Origin of the sequence: Frigoribacterium sp. SL97 (assembly GCF_026625765.1) — a bacterium.
GTDB lineage: Bacteria > Actinomycetota > Actinomycetes > Actinomycetales > Microbacteriaceae > Frigoribacterium.
In genome coordinates this window covers 765888-785151 of sequence record NZ_CP113062.1, presented here as the reverse complement: position 1 = coordinate 785151, position 19264 = coordinate 765888, and the positions used below count along the sequence as shown (strand labels likewise).

The 19264-nt window shown below is 72.1% G+C and carries 18 protein-coding genes; 1 reads left to right on the top strand and 17 read right to left on the bottom strand.

The features are described from left to right. Nucleotides 1–36 precede the first annotated feature (36 nt). The 11 genes from OVA02_RS03870 to glmS form a co-directional block, all read right to left on the bottom strand. Nucleotides 37–609 (bottom strand): DUF4265 domain-containing protein, encoded by a 573-nt coding sequence (locus tag OVA02_RS03870; protein ID WP_173153420.1) that lies wholly within the window; start codon nt 607–609, stop codon nt 37–39. Further along, complete coding sequence (locus OVA02_RS03865; protein ID WP_192122962.1) at nt 606–1619, bottom strand: glycosyltransferase family 4 protein; 1014 nt, start codon at nt 1617–1619, stop codon at nt 606–608. Before OVA02_RS03865 ends, OVA02_RS03870 begins: the two co-directional genes overlap by 4 nt. Further along, the gene (locus OVA02_RS03860; protein WP_199736336.1) at nt 1616–3142 is read right to left on the bottom strand and encodes a lipopolysaccharide biosynthesis protein; all 1527 of its coding nucleotides are present in this window, start codon (nt 3140–3142) and stop codon (nt 1616–1618) included. Before OVA02_RS03860 ends, OVA02_RS03865 begins: the two co-directional genes overlap by 4 nt. Beyond that, the gene (locus OVA02_RS03855) at nt 3139–4263 is read right to left on the bottom strand and encodes a glycosyltransferase family 4 protein (protein ID WP_267659281.1); all 1125 of its coding nucleotides are present in this window, start codon (nt 4261–4263) and stop codon (nt 3139–3141) included. The genes OVA02_RS03860 and OVA02_RS03855 overlap by 4 nt, the downstream gene beginning before the upstream one ends. Continuing rightward, the gene (locus OVA02_RS03850) at nt 4260–4883 is read right to left on the bottom strand and encodes a hypothetical protein (protein WP_267659280.1); all 624 of its coding nucleotides are present in this window, start codon (nt 4881–4883) and stop codon (nt 4260–4262) included. Before OVA02_RS03850 ends, OVA02_RS03855 begins: the two co-directional genes overlap by 4 nt. Beyond that, nucleotides 4817–5764 carry a YveK family protein gene (locus tag OVA02_RS03845; protein ID WP_267659279.1) on the bottom strand — a complete coding sequence of 316 codons (948 nt, stop codon included), beginning with the start codon at nt 5762–5764 and terminating at the stop codon, nt 4817–4819. The genes OVA02_RS03850 and OVA02_RS03845 overlap by 67 nt, the downstream gene beginning before the upstream one ends. 96 nt (nt 5765–5860) lie before the next feature. Then, nucleotides 5861–6373, bottom strand: a complete 513-nt coding sequence (tsaE, locus tag OVA02_RS03840; RefSeq protein WP_123571480.1) for a tRNA (adenosine(37)-N6)-threonylcarbamoyltransferase complex ATPase subunit type 1 TsaE — start codon at nt 6371–6373, stop codon at nt 5861–5863. Nucleotides 6374–6420: 47 nt separating this feature from the next. Beyond that, complete coding sequence (gene alr, locus OVA02_RS03835; protein ID WP_267659278.1) at nt 6421–7557, bottom strand: alanine racemase; 1137 nt, start codon at nt 7555–7557, stop codon at nt 6421–6423. After that, nucleotides 7554–8645 carry an alanine racemase gene (alr, locus tag OVA02_RS03830; RefSeq protein ID WP_159827797.1) on the bottom strand — a complete coding sequence of 364 codons (1092 nt, stop codon included), beginning with the start codon at nt 8643–8645 and terminating at the stop codon, nt 7554–7556. The genes alr (OVA02_RS03835) and alr (OVA02_RS03830) overlap by 4 nt, the downstream gene beginning before the upstream one ends. Then, nucleotides 8642–9061: a holo-ACP synthase gene (locus OVA02_RS03825; protein ID WP_056043525.1), complete on the bottom strand. Its 420-nt coding sequence runs from the start codon at nt 9059–9061 to the stop codon at nt 8642–8644. The genes alr (OVA02_RS03830) and OVA02_RS03825 overlap by 4 nt, the downstream gene beginning before the upstream one ends. Before the next feature lie 41 nt (nt 9062–9102). Further along, nucleotides 9103–10956 carry a glutamine--fructose-6-phosphate transaminase (isomerizing) gene (glmS, locus tag OVA02_RS03820; protein WP_192122965.1) on the bottom strand — a complete coding sequence of 618 codons (1854 nt, stop codon included), beginning with the start codon at nt 10954–10956 and terminating at the stop codon, nt 9103–9105. An 83-nt stretch (nt 10957–11039) separates the two neighbouring features. On the opposite strand from glmS, the gene coaA reads away from it, so the two are divergent. After that, entirely contained in the window at nt 11040–11996 is a 957-nt protein-coding gene (gene coaA, locus OVA02_RS03815) for a type I pantothenate kinase (protein ID WP_123571284.1), read from the top strand. 177 nt (nt 11997–12173) lie between these two features. On the opposite strand, the gene glmM is transcribed toward coaA, so the two are convergent. The 6 genes from glmM to rplQ all read right to left on the bottom strand — a co-directional run bounded on the left by glmM (nt 12174) and on the right by rplQ (nt 19258). After that, the gene (gene glmM, locus OVA02_RS03810) at nt 12174–13535 is read right to left on the bottom strand and encodes a phosphoglucosamine mutase (RefSeq protein WP_192122966.1); all 1362 of its coding nucleotides are present in this window, start codon (nt 13533–13535) and stop codon (nt 12174–12176) included. A 27-nt stretch (nt 13536–13562) separates the two neighbouring features. After that, the gene (gene rpsI, locus OVA02_RS03805; protein WP_082059799.1) at nt 13563–14048 is read right to left on the bottom strand and encodes a 30S ribosomal protein S9; all 486 of its coding nucleotides are present in this window, start codon (nt 14046–14048) and stop codon (nt 13563–13565) included. A 32-nt stretch (nt 14049–14080) separates the two neighbouring features. Continuing rightward, nucleotides 14081–14527, bottom strand: a complete 447-nt coding sequence (gene rplM / locus OVA02_RS03800) for a 50S ribosomal protein L13 (RefSeq protein WP_043593314.1) — start codon at nt 14525–14527, stop codon at nt 14081–14083. Nucleotides 14528–14722: 195 nt separating this feature from the next. Further along, the gene (locus tag OVA02_RS03795; protein WP_236557048.1) at nt 14723–15622 is read right to left on the bottom strand and encodes a tRNA pseudouridine synthase A; all 900 of its coding nucleotides are present in this window, start codon (nt 15620–15622) and stop codon (nt 14723–14725) included. 112 nt (nt 15623–15734) lie between these two features. Then, nucleotides 15735–18494 (bottom strand): ExeM/NucH family extracellular endonuclease, encoded by a 2760-nt coding sequence (locus tag OVA02_RS03790; protein WP_056043540.1) that lies wholly within the window; start codon nt 18492–18494, stop codon nt 15735–15737. Between the two features lie 197 nt (nt 18495–18691). After that, nucleotides 18692–19258 (bottom strand): 50S ribosomal protein L17, encoded by a 567-nt coding sequence (gene rplQ / locus OVA02_RS03785; RefSeq protein ID WP_043593320.1) that lies wholly within the window; start codon nt 19256–19258, stop codon nt 18692–18694. Between the last annotated feature and the right edge of the window lie 6 nt (nt 19259–19264).

Below are 19264 nucleotides of genomic sequence, written 5' to 3'. Positions count from 1 at the left end.
TCCACGCCTGCGACCGTCGGCCGCCCGCTGGCTACCTCAGAGGGCCAGCCACGCGTCCGACACGTCGGCTTCCTCGTACTCCCAGCGCCCGGACGCCGCACCGTGCGCCAGCAGCCTCTTCGCGGCGGGGACGTCCGACTCCGGGCCGAGGTCGAAGGACAGCAACCGGAACTGCTGAAAGCCCTCGCCCGTCACGCCCAGGGGTGCGAACTCCGCGAGGATGCCCTCGAGCGAGTCGTCTCGATCACTCGTGATGATGCGGACCGTCATGCGTCCCCTGCGCCAGACGACTCCGCTCACCCAGAGCACGCCGTCAGCATCCGACGAGACCGCGACCTCGTCGCCGTTCGACATCCCGAAGGCGAAGAACGGCGTGTTCTCGAGGCGGTAGTCACCGGAGATCAGCGGCAGCGCCCACAGCCCCTCGGACTCCGTGTCCGGCCACCCGTCCTCTTGGTCGAGCAGGACGCGGACCTTCACGTGCGTGGCACCCTCGACGGCCTCGCTCGCCTCGGTCCGGACGGTTCCGCCACCGACACCCGGCACCTTCGCGTCCCTGCGCTTGAACGGCCACAACCGGGCCATGCCCCTCGGCGCCCCCGAGCTCATGCCGAGGCGCCGACGAACTCCGCCAGCGACGCCGCGAGGTGCCGCGTCGTCAGCCGCTCCTCGACGAGGGTCCGTCCCGCCGCGCCGAACGCGCGTGCCTCGGCCTCGTCGCCGAGCAGCCGCAGCACGTGCCCGGCGAGGGCCGCCGAGTCCCCCACCGGCGCGAGCAGCCCGGTGCGTTCGTGCACCACGTAGTCCTCGATGCCCGGCGTGTCCGTCATCACGACGGGCCGACCCGTGGCCATCGCCTCGAGGCTGACCGTCATGCCGGACGCGTGCAGGTTGTCGCGCGTCGCCACGGCGACGAGCGAGGCACGGGCGTACAGCTCGGCCAGCTCGCGGTGCGAGACGTGCGGCACCACGGTGACGCCCTCGGGCGGGGCCGCGTCGCTCGTCGTCTGCACGACCAGCTCGACGTCCGGTCGCTCGGCGTGGACCTGCTCGAGCGTCGCGAACAGGGTCGCCGGGTCGCGGTCGCGGTCGCCTCCGATGCTCAGCACCATCGGTCGCGTGGGCCACGGGCGCGCCGCGAAGAAGTCCTCGTCGACCCCGAAGGTGAAGAACCCGACCGGCGGGCCGTCCTCGCCGACGAACCGTCGCAACGGCTCGACCTGCCCGCGGCTGATCACCCAGAGTCCGCTCATGCGTCGCAGCACGTCACGCATGCGCCCGACGTCCTGCCCGCGCTCGACCCGGTCCGTCACCCAGATCACGCCCGTGTACATGCGCTCGTGCGGCCGTGCCAGCAGCATCCGACGCGCGACGTTCTCGTCCCAGGTCACCCCGACGTCGTCGGACGGCACCCCGGACGAGGAGGCGCGGCGCGGCACCACCCGGTCGCGCAGCACCTGCAGGCGGCCGGGTTCCGGGACGGACGCGATGCGCGCCTCCGGGTCCGCGTCGCGCAGCGCCTCGAGGCCGTACGGCCAGAGGCCGGGGCGGAGGCCCGCCGCGTGGTCGGCCGCCCAACCGGGGACGTCGCGTTCGCTCGCGAACAGGACCTCGATCACCGAGCCTCCTCGGGTCCGTCGCCACGCCCGTCGCCGGACCGTGCGTCGGAGGCCTGTTCGGCCGCCGCCCGCTCGACGATGGCCTGGTCGGTCGCCGTCTCGTCGCCACGCTGCTCGTCGACGTCGAGGCCCACGGTGCCGTCGTCGTCGGCATCGTCGCCGGCCGCTCCGCCCGCTGCCGCCTCGGCCCGACGGCGACCGAGGTCGCGCGACACGTACCAGAGGTTCGGCACGAGCTGGCAGAGCGCCACCGAGATCGCCGACCCCAGCACGGGTCCGGCGGCCCCGACCTGCCCGATGAACCACCACGACAACCCCAGGTTGAGCGGCACCATCAGCACGATCGGCAGCACCTGGAAGACCAGCCCGGTCTTGTCGGTCATGTACATGCCGACCGGGTACTTCGCCGCCTGCAGGCCGACGAACACGACGAAGCCGACGAGCATCCAGCCGTCGAGCGTGATCGCCCCGCCCGAGACGAAGCGCGCCAGGAACGGGCTCAGCACGGCGAGCGCCGTGCCCAGCACGAGTCCCCCCAGCAGGAACCACAGCGTCGGCACGGTGGGCGACTCCACCCGCCCGGCCGAGCGGGCCGCGGCGTACACCGGCCAGAGGGCGATGCCCGCGGCCGCGACGGTCTGAAGCACGATGCCGAAGAGCTGCGAGGCGAGGTTGTACTGCGCCAGTTCGTCCGGCCCGGCCAGGTGGCTGAGGAGCAGGCGGCCGGTCTGCATCGCGACCGGCAGGGCGATCATCTGCACGAGCATCGGCCAGGCCAGGCCCAGCGCGGGCACGCCGCGGTAGCTGCGGATGCGGGGCACGAGCTTGACGGCCGACCCGATCTGCGGCGACAGCGCGCGCGCCGCCACGATCAGGCAGATCACCGAGACGAGGCTGTTGGCCACGTACGAGATGACCGCGAGGTAGCTGCCGACCGGCACGCTGAACATGACGGCCGAACCGATGGCGAGCAGCATGAACGGTGCCACGACGGCCTGGCTGGCGACCTGCGTGCTGGTCTTCTTCAGCCCCACGAGGATGCGCTGCCCGACCGTGAGCGGGATCACGAGGCCGAACACCGCGAGGCAGAGTCCCGCCGCGAGCGAGCCACCGTCGGGCAGCAACCCCTCGCCGAGCAGAACGGGCCACCAGCCCGCGAGGGTGATGAGCAGGGCGACCGCGACCATGATGCCGCCCGACACCAGCAGCACGCGGAAGGCGGTGACGATCGAGCGCTTGACGAAGTCGTCGGTGCGGACCGACGACGACCCGGCCACCGCGTTGATGACGATGGCCGCGATGCCGAGGTCGGCGAACGGCAACAGGGTCGGGAAGGTCGAGAGCAGCCCGTACTGCGCGTAGGCGTCGGTGCCGAAGTTCTGGATGATCATGCGGCTCGTGATGATGCCGAGCACGCCCGACAGGCCCATCACGATGACCTTCGTCGCCGCGGTCGAGCCCACGGCGGCCATCGCTCCGCCCCGGCGGGGACGACCGGCCGAGCCCGTCGTCGACCGGCTCACGAGGCGCTCCTGAACAGTCGGTCGTCCGCGGAGAGGCGTCCGTCCCGGTCGGGCAGGTCGGCCAGCACGTCGTCGGCGGAGCGTCCGGCGTCGAGCGCCTCGACGATCGCGTCGGCCAACACCTGTGGTGCGCGGGGGTCGGACGCGACCACGTGACCGTGGGCGTCGAGCCAGTCGGCGAGCCCCGTCTCGGTGGTCGTGACGACGGTGCAGCCGTGCGACAGCCCCTCGACGATCGGCAGCCCCACCTGTTCGCGCCAGGTCGGGCTGGGCTGCGACCAGAGCACGAGCACGCGCGCCTCCTCGAGCGCGGAGTGGATGCGGGGACGGGGCGGGTCGACCTCGACGGCGACCGAGGGCTGCGCGACCGACAGTGCCCGCGCCTCCTGCTCGAGGGCGCCCTTGCCGAGCAGGGTCAGCGTCGCCTCGGGGCGGGCGGCGACGACGAGCGGCCAGGCCGCCGCCAGGACGCGCAGCCCCTTGCGCTCGACGAACGAGCCGACGAAGGCGACCGCGGGCGGGCGGACGCCGCCACCGTGGGCGTCCGCGTACCGGGTCGGCAGGGCCGGCACGGTGGTCGTGGTGACACGGGGCGAGGCGGCCCCCAGGAGGCGCGCGTACGTCTCGCGCGCGGCGTCCGTCCCGAAGACCACCCGGTCGAGACGGCGCCAGACCGCGCGTGCCAGCACGCGTTCGCCTCGTCGGCGCAGTCGCGTCCGCAGGCGCGGAGCAGTGGCCGCGTCGAAGGGGTCGGCGTTGCCGATCAGGTAGCTGACGACGACCGTGCGGCGGCCGGTCAGTCGGCGTCGGACGGCGAGGGCGGCCAGCACCAGCGCCGTGGTCGGCAGGCTCGACGTCATGAGCGGCTCGTTCACCTCGAGCGTCTCGACCCGTGACCGCGCGATCAGCCAGGCCGAGGCGAGCGGACCGGCCTGCACGAGTTCGAGCCCCGCGGCGAGCGAGTCGTCGAAGTCGTAGCGGGTGACGCGGTAGACGATGCTGGCGGGCGCCAGCTCGTGCGCCCGCTCGAGGTGGGCCGTGCGCACGGACTCGTAGAGGCGGACCGCCGGGAGGCGCGGCGTGCGCCCCCGGGACGGGCGGGCCGGGCGGGTGGGGCTCACGACGTGGCGTCGCCCTGGCGGCCCGCGGTGCGGCGGGACCTGCCCGGGGCCGCCGCGTCGGTCGTGGCGGCCGTCGCGGCGGTCGTCGTGGCGGTCGCGTCGGCCGTCGTGGCGGAGCCGAAGGGATAGGTCTGCTCGTCGGACGACGTCGAGACGGGCACGAGCACCGACGGCGGCAGGTCGTGCGACGCCCGCTGACGGCCCGGGGCCACCCCGTCGAACACGACGCCGATGACGCGCACCTTGACGTTCGTCAGCGCGCGGACGGCCGACACGAGCCGCGGCCGGGTCGACCGGCCCGCCGTGGCGACGATGACGACGCCGTCGGTCAGGCGACCGATCTCGAGCGTGTCGGACGACGTGAGCACCGCGGGGGCGTCGACCACGACGACGTCGTAGCGCTCCCCGGCGGTCTCGAGCAGCAGGGCCATCGATCGCGAGCTCAGCAGCGGGCTCGGGTTCGGCGGCACGTCGCCGGCCGTGAGGATGTCGACGCCGTCGCGCCACGACGTCACGGCGGCGGCGAACTCGAGTCGGCCGACGACGACGTCGGTCAGGCCGACCTCGTCCGAGACGGCGGCGAGCTCGGCGAGTCCGCTGCCACGCAGGTCGGCGTCCACCACGAGCACCTCGAGGCCCCGCTCGGCGAAGGCCAGCGCGAGGTCGAGGGCGACCGCCGCCCTCCCTCGCGTTCGTCGGCCGCGACCGACGAGACGGCGATGGTCCGGGTGGCCCGGTCGACGTCCGCGAACTGCAGCTGGGCCCGGATGCGACGGAAGTCGTCCGCCGCCGCTCCCTGGGGTTCGTCGGAGAGAGCCAGCACGCCACGGTTGCGGCGCGTGACGCTGCCGAGCAACGGCACGAGGTGCAGGTCCTCGACGTCGCGGGCGGTGCGGAGCCTGGTGTCGACCACCGATCGCAGCAGCGCCAGGGCGATGCCGAGGACGGTTCCGATGGCGAGACCGCTCAGGGCGATCAGTCGGCGGTTCGGGCTGATGGGCGACGTCGGGGGCGTGGCCTCGGCGATCGGCGCGACGCTCAGCGTCGAGTTGCCGGCGGTGTTCTCGGGCGACAGCGCCCGGGCCTGCCGGCTCAACGAGATGGTGACCGCGTTCGCGACGTCGGCCGCCCGTTGCGCGTCGCCGTCCACCACGGCGACGTCGATGATGACGGTGTTCAGAGGGTTCTCGGCGGTGATCTGACGTGCCAGCTGCGTCGGGGTCACGTCGAGGCCCATCTGCTGGATGACGGGTTCGAGCACGACCGACGACGTGGCGAGACGCGTGTAGCTCTGCACGAGGTTCTGCGTGTACGACGACCCCTGCAACAGCTCGTTGGGGTCGGAGCCCTCGGTCGCCGAGACGAACACGCTGCTCGTGGCCCGGAACGAGTCGGGCTGCGTCTGGGCGTACGCGTAACCCGCGCCTCCGCCGACGAGGGCGAGGACGACGACGAGGGGCCAACTCTTCAGGAGAGCGCGCCAGTAGTGCTGAGGATCCAACGGACACTCCCGGGTTGAGGTGGTGGAACCTGGCGAGCATACCCGGAGCAGAGAGGTCCTCACGACCCCCGGAGGGGGTGCCCGTGCCCGTGACGGTCAGTCGGCGAGCAGGGCCGTGTCGGCCCAGCGGGTGCCGTGCGGCGTGATCGTCACGCGTCTCGGCTCGTCGAGCACCTCGGGAGCGGGCACCTCCTGCTCGTCGTCCGGCCCGTGCCCCGCCGACCCGTCGTCCGCCGCGTCGACGACCGGCGCCTCGGCCGCCCCGGTCGGACGCTCGATGACGATGTCGAGCCACGACTCGGCGACGCCGTCCAGCAGCCCGGCTCCCCACTCGACCACGACGATCGAGCCCTCGAAGTCGAGGTCCAGGTCGTCGAGCTCGGCCTCGCCCGACAGCCGGTACGCGTCCACGTGCACCAGGGGCGTGCCCGACGCGGTCGGGTGCGTGCGCGCCAGGACGAACGTCGGGCTCGCCACCTGGCCGCGCACCTGGAGCCCCTCGCCGAGGCCGCGCGTGAAGGTCGTCTTGCCGGCGCCGAGCGGTCCGGTCAACACCAGCAGGTCACCCGCCCGCAGCGACCCGGCCATCCGACGCCCCAGCGCCTCCATGGCGTCGGCGTCGGCGACGGTCAACTCGACGGGGTCGCCCTGGACGGTCACGGCCGTCCGCCGACGTAGACGCGGGGCACCCGGGCTCCGACGCGGCAGGCGACCTCTTCGGGGATCGTGTCGGTGGCGTCGGCCCACTCGCCGATGGTCATCTCGCCCTGGTCGCCCGGCCCGAACAACACGACCTCGTCACCGACCGCGACGGGGTCGTCGCCCATGTCGACCAGGAACTGGTCCATCGCGACCCGGCCCACGATCGGGCGGGGCGCGCCGTTCACGACGACGTGCACGGTGCCCTGCGCCCGCCGGCTGACGCCGTCGGCGTACCCCAGGGGCACGAGCGCGAGCGTCGTGTCGGACGGAGCACGGAACGTGTAGTCGTACGAGACGCCGGTGCCCGCGGCGACGCGCTTGACCTTGACCACGGACGCGCTCAGCGTGAGCACCTGCCGCAGTCCCCGGTCGGCGGCGGTGACGCCCTCGGTCACGGGGATGCCCAGGCCGTTCGACCCCATGCGCACCATGTCGAAGCGTCGTTCGGGGTGTTCGAGTGCGGCCGAGCTCGACGACATGTGCCGCTTCTCGACGGTGGCCCCGAGCGCCTCGGCCTCGGCCACGGCCTGCTCGAACACGCGGGCCGCGGCCTGGTCGTCGGCCTCGCTCGTCTCGCTGACGTGCGAGAAGATGCCGCGCAGGCGGACCACCCCCTCGTCGCGCAACTCGACGGCACGGGCGACGAAGGCTGGCCAGTCCGAGGGCAGGCACCCCTCGCGGTGCAGGCCCGTGTCGATCGTCAGGTGGACGAGGGCGACACCGCCGCGGGCCCGCGCGACCGCCGCGACGGCGTCGAGCTGGTCGAAGGTCGACACCCCCAGGTCGACGCTCAGGTCGACGGCCGCCTCGAGGTCGTCGGACGGGCTGAGCTGCCAGGCGAAGAACGAGGCGTCGCCCCCGATGCCCAGCCGTCGCATCTCGAGGGCCGGCGCGAGTTCGACCGTGCCGAACCAGCGGATGCCCGCCGCCACGGCCTCGGGCACGAGCACGGGGGCGCCGTGGGAGTAGGCGTCGGCCTTGACGATCGCCAGGATGTCGACCGGGTCGAGACGGGCGATCAACGACTCGAGGTTCGCCCGGTACGCGGCCAGGTCGACCGTGGCCCGTCGCAGGGACGTCGCGGCGCTCATGCGGTGTACCTCCGGGTGAGGCCGGCGGCCAGGCAGGCGACGACCTCGTAGGTGATGCCGCCCATCGCCTCGGCCCAGTCGGCGGCGGACTGCCGACCCAGCGCCGGGTCGCCGAAGAGCACGACCTCGTCGCCGATCTCGACGGGGTCGTCGCCCACGTCGATCACGAGGGCGTTCATGGCGATGCGCCCCCGGACGCGGTAGGTGCGCCGACCGATCGTGACGGAGGCGCGCTCGCTCGCGGCCCGGTCGATGCCGTCCGCGTACCCGACCGGCACGATGGCGATCGACGTGTCGCGCTCGGGACGGAAGAGGTAGCCGTACGACACGCCCTCGCCCGCCGGGATGCGCTTGACGGTGGTCACCGGCGCCGTGACGGTCATGGCCGGGCGCAGGCCGAGCTCGGCGGACGTGCGGTCGGCGTACGGGCTCAGCCCGTAGCTCGCGAGGCCGAAGCGCACCATCGTGGCTCGTGTCCCCACGTAGTCGAGCGCCGCCGCCGAGGCGGCCACGTGCAGCAGGGGCGGCCGCACCCCCCGCTCGTCGAGCATCGCGGACGCCCGGGCGAAGCGGGCCGTCTGCAGGCCGTCGTCCTCGGACGACGCGTTCGACACGTGGGTCATGAGGCCCTCGACCGGCACGACGGCGTCGTGGTCGGCCGCGCGGTCGAACAGCTCGGGCCACTCGGACTCGACGGCCCCGTTGCGGCTCAGACCCGTGTCGATCGCCAGGTGGACCGCGCGGACGCCGGCCGCCACGGCCGCCTCGAGCTGGTCGACGCTCGACACCGCGGGGGTGATGCCGAGCGCCGCGGCCTCGACGAAGTCCTCGTCGGGAGCGTGCAGCCACGCGAGCACCGGCGCCTCGACACCGGCTCGACGCAGGGCCACGGCCTCGGTCAGGTCGGCCACCCCGAGCCAGTCGACGCCGGCCTCGACGAAGGCCCGGGCGCACTCGACGGCACCGTGGCCGTAGGCGTTCGCCTTGACCACGGCCATGACGGCCGACGGCGCGACGGCGGCCCGGAGGACCTCGACGTTGTGGCGCAACGCGGCCGTGTCGACGGTGATGGTGACGTCGTGGGTCATCGGTCCGCCCCTTCGTGGTGTGCGTCGTGGTCGACGGGGGCCCGGCCGTCGCCCTCGGCGACGACGTACGCGACCGCCACCCCGCCGTCGTGGCTGAGCGACAGATGGAGGCGCGAGACGCCTCGCGAGTCGGCGAGCGACCGCGCTCCCCCGCTGAGCACGAGCGACGGGGCTCCCTGGTCGTCGGAGACGACCACGACGTCGTGCCAGCGCACCCCGGTGGAGCCGCCCAGGGACTTGATCAGCGCCTCCTTGGCGGCGAAGCGGGCCGCGAGCGACGGGCGCCCGCGGGGGCTGCCGTCCCGGAGGACGAGCTCGTCGGCTCGGAACAGACGCGTGGCGAGCGCCGGCGTGCGCTCGATCGAGCGGTCGAAGCGTCCGAGGTCGACGACGTCGACGCCGATGCCCACGATCACGTCCTCACCCGCCTGACGCCCTGCCCCGGCTGCACGACCCGCTACTCGACGGTGACCGACTTGGCCAGGTTGCGCGGCTGGTCGACGTCGAGGCCCTTGGCGGCGGCGAGCTCCATGCCGAAGATGTGCAGCGGCACGACCGACAGCAGGGGCTCGAAGAGCGGGGCCGCCAGCGGGATGTGCAGCACCTCGTCGGCGAAGGGCAGCACCGCGGCGTCGCCCTCTTCGGCGATCGCGATGACGCGGGCGCCGCGCGCGCGGATCTCTTGGATGTTCGAGACGACCTTGGGGTGCAACGACCGCGGGTCGCGCGGGCTGGGGACGACGACGAAGACGATCTGACCGGGCTCGATCAGGGCGATCGGGCCGTGCTTGAGCTCGCCGGCGGCGAAGCCCTCGGCGTGGATGTAGGCGAGTTCTTTCAGCTTGAGCGCACCCTCGAGGGCGATGGGGTAGCCCACGTGACGCCCGAGGAACAGCACCGACCGGGTGTCGGCCATCCAGCCGGCGAGGGTCTTGATGCGCTCGGACGACTCGAGCACCTGCTCGATCTTGCCGGGGATCTCGTGCAGGTCGGTGACCTGCTCGGCGATGGCCTCGGCGCTGAGCGTGCCGCGCAGGGTCGCCAGGTGCAGGCCCAGCAGGAAGAGCGCGGTGCCCTGGGCGACGAACGCCTTGGTCGACGCGACGGCGACCTCGGGGCCCGCGTGCGTGTAGAGCACGGCGTCGGACTCGCGCGGGATCGTCGAGCCCTGCGTGTTGCAGATCGACAGCACCTGGGCACCCTGCTCTCGGGCGTACTTGACGGCCATCAGGGTGTCCATCGTCTCGCCCGACTGGCTGATCGACACCACGAGGGTCTTCTCGTCGAGGACCGGGTCGCGGTAGCGGAACTCGTGCGCCAGCTCGACCTCGACGGGGATGCGGGCCCACTGCTCGATGGCGTACTTGCCGAGGATGCCGGCGTAGGCGGCGGTGCCACAGGCGATGACGATGACGCGGTCGACGGTCAGGAGGCGCTCGCGCACGCCGTCGAGCTCGGTCAGGGTCACGGCGCCCTCGGCGGTGATGCGGCCGAGCAGCGTCTTGGCGACGGCCTCGGGCTCCTCGCTGATCTCTTTCGCCATGAAGCTGGACCAACCGCCCTTCTCGGCGGCCGAGGCGTCCCAGTCCACCTCGAACTCGGTCGTCTCGACGGGCGCCCCGGAGAAGTCGACGACCTCGACCGAGTCGGGACGGATCGTCACGAGCTGGTCCTGCCCGATCGACATGGCCCGACGGGTGTGGGCGACGAAGGCCGCGACGTCGCTGCCGAGGAAGTTCTCGCCGTCGCCCAGGCCGATGACGAGGGGCGAGTTGCGGCGGGCGCCGACGACGACGCCCGGCTGGTCGGCGTGCACGACGAGCAGCGTGAACGCGCCGTCGAGGGTGTTGACGACCGTGCGCAGGGCCTCGGTCAGGTCGCCGGAGGAACGGTAGGCCCGGGCCACCAGGTGCGCGGCGACCTCGGAGTCGGTCTCGCTGAGGAACTCGACGCCCTCGGCGAGCAGCTCGGCCTTGAGCTCGGAGAAGTTCTCGATGATGCCGTTGTGGATGAGGGCGAGCTTGCCGTCGTCCGCGAGGTGGGGGTGCGCGTTCGCGTCGGTCGGGCCACCGTGGGTCGCCCACCGGGTGTGGCCGATGCCGGTCGTGCCGTCGGTGAGCGGCGTCGCCTCGAGGTCGTCGACGAGCATCTGCAGCTTGCCGGCCTTCTTGCGGGTGCCGAGGTCGCCCGCGGCGTCGATCACGGCGACTCCCGCCGAGTCGTACCCGCGGTACTCGAGTCGCTTGAGGCCGCCCAGCAGCACCTCGATGCTCTTGTCACCCGTTCCGACGTATCCCACGATTCCACACATGGGGTCGATCCTAGAGGTTCCCGTCCGAGAGCCCGGCGGGCCGTGCCGACTCGCGTCGACCCCGGACCGGTAGCCTCGTGCGCATGGCCGAAGCCAACCCGACGACCGCGCCCTCCGCCGTGCACGCGAGCCCCTTCGTCGAGATCGGGCGCGACGCCTGGGCCGACCTGGCCCCGACGACGCGCCTGCCGCTGACCGAGACCGAGATCGTCCAGCTGCGCGGCCTCGGCGACCGCCTCGACATGCGCGAGGTGCAGGACGTCTACGTCCCGCTCAGCCGCCTCCTCAACCTCTACGCCGCCGGCGCCCGCAACCTGCACCGGGCCACGAGCGACTTCCTCGGCGAACGGGCCCAGCGCACGCCCTTCGTGATCGGCGTCGCCGGGTCGGTGGCCGTCGGCAAGTCGACCGTCGCGCGCCTCCTGCGGGAGCTGCTCAGCCGCTGGGACGACACCCCCCGCGTCGAGTTGGTGACCACCGACGGGTTCCTCTACCCGAACGCCGAACTCGAACGCCGCGGCATCATGAGCCGCAAGGGGTTCCCCGAGTCGTACGACCGCCGCCACCTGCTGCGGTTCGTCTCGCAGGTCAAGAGCGGCGCCGAAGAGGTGCGTGCGCCGTTCTACTCGCACACCAGCTACGACATCATGCCGAGCGCCGAGGTCGTCGTGCGGCGGCCCGACATCCTGATCGTCGAGGGTTTGAACGTGCTGCAGCCCGCCGTCGCCGGCCGGCTCGCCCTGAGCGACCTGTTCGACTTCACGGTCTACGTCGACGCCCGCACCGGCGACATCGAGAACTGGTTCGTCGAACGGTTCCTCGCGCTGCAGAAGGGCGCGTTCACCCAGGAGCGCTCGTTCTTCCACCGTTTCGCCGACATGAGCGAACCCGAGGCGCGGTCGTTCGCCTCGGGCATCTGGAAGTCGGTCAACGAGCCCAACCTGATCGAGAACGTGTTGCCGACCCGGTCGCGGGCGACGCTCGTCCTGCGGAAGGCGGCCGACCACAAGGTCAGTTCGGTCCTGCTGCGCAAGATCTGATCCGCGGCGACGCCGGGTCGGCTGAGGAGCTGCGTCCGGGCGGGCGCCGCAGCCGGTCGCGCACCGCGTCCGGTCGGGCGCCGCGTCCGGTCGCGCACCGCGTCTGGTCGCGCACCGCGTCCGGTCAGGAGGCGCGGGTGACGTCACCGGGACGTCGCGCCCCGTCCGCCGCCCGGGTCAGAGGGCGAGTCGCTCGCGCACGACGTCGGCCAGCGAGTGGGCGACGCGGTCGGCGGTCGGTTGGTCGGCGGCCTCGACCATCACGCGCACCACGGGCTCGGTGCCCGAGGGGCGGAGCAGCACGCGGCCGGTGTCGCCGAGCTCGGCCTCGAACCGGCGGACGGCCTCGGCCACGCCCTCGTCGGACGCGGCTCGCGAGCGGTCGACGTCCCGGACGTTGATCATGATCTGCGGGAAGACCGTCATGACCGAGGCGAGCTCGGCCAGGCTCTTGCCGGTCGCGGCCATGCGGGCCACGAGCGAGAGACCGGTGAGGATGCCGTCACCGGTGGTGGCGTAGTCGGCGAAGACGATGTGGCCGGACTGCTCGCCGCCGAGGGTGAAGCCGTGCTCGTTCATGTCCTCGAGCACGTAGCGGTCGCCGACCTTGGTCTGGCGGACCGTGATGCCGTGCTCGGCCATGGCGCGGATGAGGCCGAGGTTGCTCATCACCGTCGCGACGAGCGTGTCGTCGACGAGGGCGCCACGTTCTTTCTGCGCCAGGGCGATGATGGCCATGATCTGGTCGCCGTCGACCACGGCGCCGGTGGCGTCGACGGCCAGGCAGCGGTCGGCGTCGCCGTCGTGCGCGATGCCGACGTCGGCCCCGTGCTCGAGGACGGCCTTCGCGAGGTTGTCGAGGTGGGTCGACCCCACGCCGTCGTTGATGTTCACGCCGTCGGGATCGGCGCCGATCAGGGTGACCGTCGCGCCGGCGTCGGTGAACACCTCGGGCGAGACGGCCGAAGCGGCCCCGTGGGCGCAGTCGAGGACGACGTGGATGCCGTCGAGTCGGTTGGGCAGGGCGCCGAGCAGGTGCAGCACGTAGCGGTCCTCGGCGTCGGCGAACCGACGGATGCGGCCCACGTCGCCACCGATCGGCATCAGCTGCGGATCGGACATGGCGGCCTCGATGCGGTCTTCGACCTCGTCGGGGAGCTTGGTTCCGCCGAAGGCGAAGAACTTGATGCCGTTGTCGGGCGCGGCGTTGTGCGATGCGCTGATCATCACGCCGAAGTCGGCGCCGATGTCGTCGACCAGGAAGGCCGCGGCGGGGGTCGGGATGACTCCGGCGTCGAGCACGTCGACACCCGAGCTGGCGAGCCCGGCACAGACGGCCGCGGTGAGGAACTCACCGGAGATGCGGGGGTCGCGCGCGACGACGGCGACGGGGCGCCGTCCCTCGGCACGACGGGCATCGGCGTGATGCCCCTTCGTGAGCACCACCGCGCTCGCCTGGGAGAGCCCCAGGGCGAGCGCGGCGGTCAGCTCACGGTTGGCGAGGCCTCTGACACCGTCGGTACCGAACAAACGCGACATCGCGAGACCTGCCTTGTGTGGTGCTGGTTAGCGCTTCGAGAACTGCGAGGCCTTGCGGGCCTTCTTGAGACCGGCCTTCTTGCGCTCGATGACGCGGGCGTCACGGGTGAGGAAGCCGGCCTTCTTGAGCGTGGCGCGGTTGTTCTCGCGGTCGATCTCGTTCAGCGCACGGGCGATGGCGAGACGGAGGGCACCGGCCTGGCCCGAGGGGCCACCACCGGTGACCTTGACGGCCACGTCGTACGAGCCGAGCAGGTCGAGGACCTTGAACGGGTCGTTGATCAGCTGCTGGTGCAGCTTGTTGGGGAAGTAGTCCTCGAGGGTGCGACCGTTCACGACGATCGTGCCGGAGCCGGGCGTGAGGCGCGCACGAGCGATGGCCTCCTTGCGGCGACCGACGGCGGAACCGCCGACGCTCAGCACGGGGCGGGGCGTCGCGGCGGCCTCGGGGGCCGAGCTCTCGGTGGTGAAGCTCTCGGGAGCCTGGTCGATGGAATCTGCGATCTGAGCCACTGTGTGGGGGTCCTTAAGTCTGAAGGCGGACGCTACTGGGCGACCTGGTCGAGGGTGTAAACCGTGGGCTGCTGAGCAGCGTGGGGGTGCTCGGCACCCGCGTACACCTTCAGCTTCTTGATCTGGGCACGGCCCAGCGAGTTCTTCGGCAGCATGCCACGGATGGCCTTCTCGACCGCGCGGGTGGGGTGCTTCTCGACCATCTCGGAGTACGTGGTGGCCGTGATGCCGCCCGGGTAACCCGAGTGACGGTAGTAGAGCTTCTCGGCCAGCTTGGAGCCGGTGAGGGCCACCTTGTCGGCGTTGATGACGATGACGAAGTCGCCCATGTCCATGTGGGGGGCGAAGGTCGGCTTGTGCTTGCCGCGCAGCAGGGCTGCCACGTGGCTCGCGAGGCGGCCGAGCACGACGTCGTTGGCGTCGATGATCAGCCAGTTCGGCTGAACGTCAGCCGGCTTGGGGGAGAAAGTGCGCGTCACAGTAGTGCTGCTTTCTGGTCGAGGTGAGAGGTTCGTGAATCCCGCTCCGTTGCCGTTGTCACCGCAGAGGCGATGAGAACGAGTCAGGTGGAGGGCTCAACTTCGGGCGAAAGCGCGCAGTTGCGCAGACACCAAGGGTTCACGTTACCCGACACGGGCCGGACGGTCAACCATCGCCCGCCTCGCCCCGGGGAGTCACTCCCCCAGCTGATCGTGCGACCGCTTCACCTGCGTCAGGGCCACCCGGGCGGCCATCTCGGCGTCGGGCGGGTAGCCGACCTCGACCATCGTGAGACCGTGGGCGGGCACGACCCGGAACTCGCCGTTGCGCTGGGCCTCGCGCCGCACGCCCACCGCACGATGCGCCTCCATCGCTCCCTCACCGACGGCCACGCAGGCGCCCACGAGGTTGCGCACGAGGTTGTGGCAGAACGCGTCCGCCTGCACCGAGGCGACGAGCACGCCGTCGGCCTCGCGCCTCCACGAGAACTCCTGCAGCTCGCGGATGGTGGTCGCGTAGTCGCGGTGTCGGCAGTACGCGGCCCAGTCGTGCAGGCCGAGCAGGCCGGACGCCGTCGCGTTCATCAGCTCGAGGTCGAGGCGTTGGTCGTACCAGAGGGTGTGGCTGCGCCTCGTCGGATCGCGTTCGGCCCCCCGGTCGGCGATGCGGTACTCGTAGCGGCGCCAGAGGGCACCGAAGCGGGCGTGGAAACCCGGAGGCGCGACCCGGGCACCCGAGATCACGATCTCGTCGGACGCGCCCGCGAGCCCGTTCAACCGCCGGGCCAGCACGGTCGGGGCGTCGAGCGGGGACTGGTCGCGCATGCCGCGGTGCGGCTTCTGCAGCTGGGCGATCTGGGCGTCGGTGAGGTCGAGGTGCACCACCTGTCCGCGCGCGTGCACGCCGGCGTCGGTGCGACCCGCCACGGTCACGGTCGGCACGTCCCCCAGCCGACGGAAGAGCGTCTGCAGAGCGGCCTCGATCTCGCCCTGCACCGTGCGACGGCCGGGTTGTTCGCTCCAGCCCGAGAAGCCGGTGCCGTCGTACGCCACCCCGAGGCGGAGGCGCGTCAGGGCCGGGGCGTCGATCGTCACCCGACGATCCTACGGGGCCGACACCGCGCCTCCTCGGCCTGTCGGGTCGGCGGACGACGACGGCGGCCGCGACCCGGTCACCCGGGTCACGACCGCCGTCGGGCGCCTCCGCCTAGCCCATGCGGGAGGCGCGGTGCCGGACCACGAGGACCGTGCCACCCATCGCCATCAGCACCAGGGCGAGCGCCAGCCACCCGGCCAGGGGCGCAGAACCCGTGAAGGCGAGCGAGCCGTCCGCGGTCGGTGCGCTCGTGCCCGGGGTGACCGCCCCGGGACCGGCACCCGGCACGGTCGGACCGGCTCCGGGCGTCGTGCCCGGGTCGGTCACCGGCGGCGCGGGGTCGACGGGAGCGGCGAGCAGCGACACCCCGACGACGACCGGGTCGTGGTCGCTCGAGCGGAACTGGTCGGGCTGGTACAGCTGCTCGGCGTTGTAGTTGAAGCGGCTGTACTCGAGGCCGATGCCCTCACCCGAGTTGATGTTCCAGATGTCCACGCCCGTGACGGCCTCGGCCGCGGCGGGCGAGGCGAGCACGTGGTCGAGGGACCCGCTGAGACCGCTGAAGACGTAGCTGTACTCGTCGGTCCCGGTCGAGCCGAGGTCGACGTAGCCGGCCTGGCGGAGCACCTCGATCGGGTCCTCCTGACTGTAGGCGTTGAAGTCGCCGAGCAGGAACACCTTGTCGGTCCCCGCAGCGGCCTCACGCTCGGCGGCGAAGGCGACCAGGGCGTTCGCCTGGTTGACGCGCGAGCCGTTCGAACCGCCCTGACCGTCACCCTGGTCGGCGTCCGGGCCCGAACCGCTGCCCTTCGACTTGAAGTGGTTCGCGATCGCGACGAAGGTCGAGCCGGCGTCACCGCCGACGGGCCGGAAGGCCTGCGCGAGCGGCTGCCGGGCGTTGCTGAACGCGGCCGATCCGGTCAGGATCGTCGACCCTCCGACGGGCTCGGCGACGGCCTTCTTGTAGATGAAGGCCAGACGGATGACGTCCTCGTTGGCGGGCAACGCCTCCGGTGAGCGCGCGTAGTCCCAGACCTCGCTGCCGGCCGCGGCGTTGAGCGCCCCGACCAGGGTCGCGAGTGCGGAGTCGCGGTCCTCGCCGAAGCGGGCCGAGTTCTCGATCTCCTCGAGCGACACGACGTCGGCGCCCAGGGCGGTGATCGCCGTGACGATCTTCACCTGCTGGCGGGCGAGGTTCTCGGCGTTCGCGGCACCACGGGCGTCGCAGCCGCTGTTCACCGTCACCGGCGCACCCGCGCGGTCCGTGTAGAACGTGCAGCCGCGCAGCTGGTCGCCCGTCGTCGTGAAGTAGTTGAGCACGTTGAAGCTGGCGAGCTTCAGGTCGCCTCCCACCTCGCGCGGGGCGTCGGTCCGGATGTCCTCGAACGTGACGGGCAGGTCGCCGTAGGCCGTGTCACCCGTGAGGCGGGCGGTCGGCTGGTACTTCCAGGCCGAGTTGCGGAAGTCGAAGACGACCGGCTTCGTGAACGCCACGGAGGCGCCCACCGTGACCGGGTCCTCGTTCGAGAGATAGGGGACGGGGATCGACTGGTTGGCCGCGGTGAAGAAGTTCGTCGTGGCGCCGTCGTCGAGGGTCACGGCTCGGGCCGCGTTGTCGGCGACCACCGCCGCGTAGCCCGGGGAGCCCGGGCGCGCGACCTCGGTGGGCTGGATCAGGGGACGGTCGCCCGAGGCGAGCTTGACCTCGCCGTACTGGTTCGTCGTGTACGTGTCCGCGATGGTGAACTCGCCCTGGGGCAGCACGAGCATGCTCTCGAGCGTCTCACGCTGGGCGTCGGTGGCGGGCAGGCCGACGGTCGCCGCCTGGGGTGCCGCGACGGTCGAGGCGTCGAGCGCCCGGAGCGACGCCGCACCGGTGACGGTGATCTGCGTCAGGCCGAAGAACTCGGTGACGGTCCCGTCGACCTCGACGTAGTCGCCGACGGCGACCGAGGAGGCGGTGCTCGCGGAGTACACGAACAGCGCGTCCGACGCGACGTGCGTCGCCAGGTCGAGTGCGCCTCCGGTGCCCGGGGTCTGGATGACGTAGCCGTCGAGACCACCCGTGGGGTAGGTGGCCGTGACGACGCCCCGCGTGGTCACCGTGCGACCGACGAGAGGGCTCGTGCCGGTCGCACCCTGGATCTGGGCGACCGTCACGTCGGCCTCGGGGGTCGGCTCGGGCTGCGGCTCGGGCTCCGGACCGGGCTCGGTGCCCGTGCCGCCGGAGTTCTGCGGGGTGACGGTGGTCTGCGTCGAGAAGTCGGCCGCGTTGACGTCGGTGTCGACACCAGCGGTGCGGGCCAACGAATTGGGCGTCGGGTTCGTTCCCGTCACGGGAGCGACGGTCGTCTCGAAGGTGTTCGAGGCGCCGTAGCCGAGCAGGTCGACCACGCCCGGCGTCCCGGCGGGGACCGAACCGGGTGCGAGCGTCAACGGAACGGCGCCGTTCGACAACAGGACCGTTCCCGTGGTGCCGCTCGGGTTGAGCGAGGCAGTCGCGTCGGGGGCGGGCAGGTCGGCGCCCGTGGTGCCGTTGCCCGGGATCGCCACGAGGAAGTAGCCACCGGCCGCGATGGTGCCGGCGAGTTCGGCGGCGGAGAACTGCCCGGCGCCCGTCGCCGAGCGGTACTGCAGGGACCAGCCGGCCAGCGACACCGACGCCGTCGTGGGGTTGTACAGCTCGACGAACTTGCGGTTGAAGGGAGCGTTGGCGCTGCCTCCCTTGAGGTAGGCCTCGTTGATGACCACCGACGAACCGTCGGGCGCGGCGAGGGCGGGCGCGGCGGTCGCGAGAGGGGCGAGCCCGAGCGCGAGGGCCATGCCCGTCGTGAGGGCGAGGGCCTTGAGTGGGCGGGGGCGTGGCGACATGACGTCCTTCGTGATCGGGTCGGGCTCCGGTCACCGTAGGCGGCACAGGTGCACCACAGGTGTCGCAGAACAATCGCCAAGGTAAACGACCCCCGCCCGGGGGGCCAGTCCTCACTTGTGCGGACCCCTCCTGCTCCCTGCACGACGAAGGGCCCGTCACCTCGCGGTGACGGGCCCTCCGGGTGGTGCTGGTGGGACTACTTGGCTGCTTCGTCGTCCGACTTCGCAGCGGCGTCGGCCTCGACCTCGTCGGCGGCAGCCGTCTCGGTCTCGGTCTCGACGGGAGCCGACTCCTCGACGGTCTCGGTCTCGTCGACGGGAGCCTCGGTGGGCTCCTCGGCGACGGGCTCGGCGACCGGAGCCGCCGCGGCGGTGGTCTTCGAGTTCTTGACCTTGGGGCTCACGGGCTCGAGGACGAGCTCGATCGACACCATCGACGCGTTGTCACCCTTGCGGAAGCCGAGCTTCGTGATGCGGGTGTAGCCGCCGTCACGGTTCTCGACCAGCGGGGCGATCTCGGTGAAGAGGATGTGGGCGGCCTCTTTGTTGTTGCGCAGGGTCTGCATGGCGCGACGACGCGAGTGCAGGTCGCCACGCTTCGCGAAGGTCACGAGACGCTCGGCGACGGGACGGAGGCGCTTGGCCTTGGTCTCGGTCGTCTTGATCGTCTTGTGCTCGAAGAGCGAGGCGGCCAGGTTGGCCAGCATGAGGCGCTCGTGCGCCGGGCCGCCTCCGAGGCGGGGTCCCTTGGTGGGCTTGGGCATTGTCTG